At 31.8% G+C, this 2990-nt stretch carries 2 protein-coding genes; both read left to right on the plus strand.

The annotated features are described in order from the left end of the window. Positions 1-628 precede the first annotated feature (628 nt). Positions 629-1576: a glycosyltransferase family 52 gene (locus tag APU11_RS15275; RefSeq protein WP_060578604.1), complete on the plus strand. Its 948-nt coding sequence runs from the start codon at positions 629-631 to the stop codon at positions 1574-1576. Positions 1577-1603: 27 nt separating this feature from the next. After that, a complete protein-coding gene (locus tag APU11_RS15280) occupies positions 1604-2926 on the plus strand; it encodes a DUF6418 domain-containing protein (protein ID WP_060578606.1) in 1323 nt (440 codons plus the stop codon). The last annotated feature ends 64 nt before the right edge of the window (positions 2927-2990 follow it).

Below are 2990 nucleotides of genomic sequence, written 5' to 3' on the forward strand. Positions count from 1 at the left end.
ACTATAGACATAGTGCTGGTGATCTTATATGTTTTTTTTTTGTTTGAGGATTCGGCGACTACCGAGATTTATACTTATCTATTCGTCGGCAGCGTCAGATGGTTATAAGAGACAGTAAAATATTCAGTGCATCCACGCTTGGTGTATATTCTGTAGGCTATCAACTTGCATCAATATTTGCAATTTTGCTGATGGCAATTAACAAAGCAACAGTTCCTTATTATTATGACTACATCAAAAATGGCAGCCTCACGCATTCAAAAGTAAAAAAAATCGCTTTGTTAAGTTTGTTAATTACACCTTTGCCGTTCGTTTTTTTCCTCATAATACCTCAGTCAATATACAGTTGGGTATTAGGACCCGGCTTCGAAAGTGCAAAATACTATGCTGTACTATTTGCACTAGCCATATCTTTAACAATACCTTATTTATTGCTCGTTAATTTTTATTTTTATCATGGTAGGAATAAAATCATATCATTTTGCACGATTGTATCAGCTGTAATCTATATTTTATTGGTTTATGTATTGGCCAACCATAATATAAAGTATGTACCTTATGCTATGATAATATCTAACTCGATTGCAATATGTATGCTGTATATTAATATTAATAAGGTTGTGGAAAAATGAACCTTGTAGTTTGCTTTACACCTTTGCAAATATTAATAGCGAAGGCAGTGATCCAGAAAGAAGGAATAGATTATAGTTCTATTCGTTTTGTTTATTTTTCTAAGATTGAAGATGATAAGCATAAGAAATATTATTCGCTCATTGCTGAGCACTGTAAACAATCTGAATTCATAAAAGATGTGTACTCATTTAAATTATTATGTAAGCTTAGAAAAAGATTTATTACTTCTAGATTCGATAAGGTTTTATTAGCAAGCCTTGACGATAGTATAAGCCATTATCTTTTGTCATTTATAAAATTTAATGAGCTTATAACATTCGATGATGGTATTGGAAATATTTTAAAGTCAGGCTCTTATTTTAAAGAACATCATAGGAAATCGTTGAAGAAAAAAATTTTTACTGTAGTACATTGTTTTTTAGGTAGGAAATATTACTTAGAGTCAGTTAAACGCAGATCTAACAGACATTATACAATTTTTAAAGATTTTGAAAACTGTGTGCAAAATGCGATTTTTTTAGAACTATTTGAATCAACTGAACTTTCAAAAAGTGATAAGGTCATTGATATTTTCTTGGGAACTATCTACGACGAAATTAATACATCTAAAAATGGGCATAAGTTAAAAACTGATGTCAGACAATTGCTGAAGAAAGCCCCGGAAAAACCAAAATATATCCCACATCCTAGGGCATTAGATAAAGAATTTGAGTCTTTTAAATTTAGCAGTAGTAGTATTGCAGAGGAAATAGTATTTGACTTAATTCGCGATGGATACCTGGTTAATCTATATGGCTTTGCAAGTAGTTCTCAGTTTAATTTGTATACAGTAAGGAATGTAAATATATATGTGATAGATTCGCCATGGCTTACTTCAGCAATGAAAGATGGAATAAGTATGCTTGCCAACAAGTTGCCAGAAGAAAATCATATTCACATCTGATACCCATATAATTAAGTGTTATTAAATATGAATGTACTAGCTATAGTTTGGTTTTTGGTTTACGCCATAAATAGCCTTTTTCCTGCTTCACTCGTTTTTAATATCTTATCTTATTTGCTGTGGTTGGTTACAGTAGTTTATTTATTTAGAATGAAAGTGCAATTTACTTTCTTTAATTTCATGGCAATTTTTGCCTATACAACTACTGGGCTTAGTTGCCTAATTGCAGAATTTGGTTCTTACTTTGTTGAAACACAGACCATAAGCTATTTGACAGGCGCGACATCCCGTAATCTCTCATTGTGCTTCTTTCTTTTGTACAGTAGTTATGCTGGATTTAGTCTTGTAAAACGTTTGTTGCCAACGACGTACCCTCAAATCATTTCTTTAAATAGACTAGTTTATTCATTTATTCCATTTTTAAGCTCTGCATTAATTATTGGGCTTTTTTATATTAGTATTAGATATGGTTCTCCGAATGATTATAACGTTGATCGCTTTTATTATTGGGCCAATATAGCTCCCTCTTGGGGGGACTATTTGAAGTTTAATTTGGTACAATTAAGTTTCTTATTAGGTATGATGTATGCAGCACGTCCTTATAAGTGGTTGCTTGTTATGTTTGTTTTGGGATTAATTGCACAGATATTGGTTGGTGAAAAATTTACTGGTGTGTTTTCCGCGATTGTATTTTTTATTACACCATACTTTATCATACACTCAAGTAAGTTTAATGTATTTTCAACGAAGAATATTGTTATTACTCTGGTGATTACCTTCATTTTCTCTATTGCAATTTATAATAGCTATGCAGCTATTGTGGGGCAAAAAAATGCAACTGAGAGTTTTCTATCTAGGATTATCTTGCAATCACAAATGTGGTGGGCAGTAGATAATATCTCCGGAGAGATAAAAGATTATTCTGAATTAATTCGCTCATTCTTTGGTACGGCAAGCGAGGACAGATATCGAGGGATATTCTACTTGATGTCGCAAATAACACCTCCAAATATATTTGAAGGCTATTATGAAAAAGGAATTAACTTTACAATGGCTTCACCTGTCAATTTCATTTACTTTTTTGGTTATCCTTTGTCATTATTAGTTGCTTTGCCAGTAGGTTTTATTTGCGGGGTCTTGTATGGCATGTTCCGAATTGCAGTTATGAACTATGATTATTGGATAATATTATTATTTATTAAAATACATTACACCATCGTTAGAATTCTAACTATGGGTGAAACGTACGCACTCACGGATCCAAAATTTATAATTCTTTGTTTTATTGCTTTGGTTTATACTTTATTTGTTTGCTTAATGAAACGTCGGGAGAAAGTTTATGCGATTTAGTTTAATTCTTCCGATTTATAATGTTCAGGATTATTTAGAAGATTGTCTGTCGTCTATTCATAAA

This window comes from Enterobacter sp. 50793107, assembly GCF_001463365.1.
GTDB lineage: Bacteria > Pseudomonadota > Gammaproteobacteria > Enterobacterales > Enterobacteriaceae > Enterobacter > Enterobacter cloacae.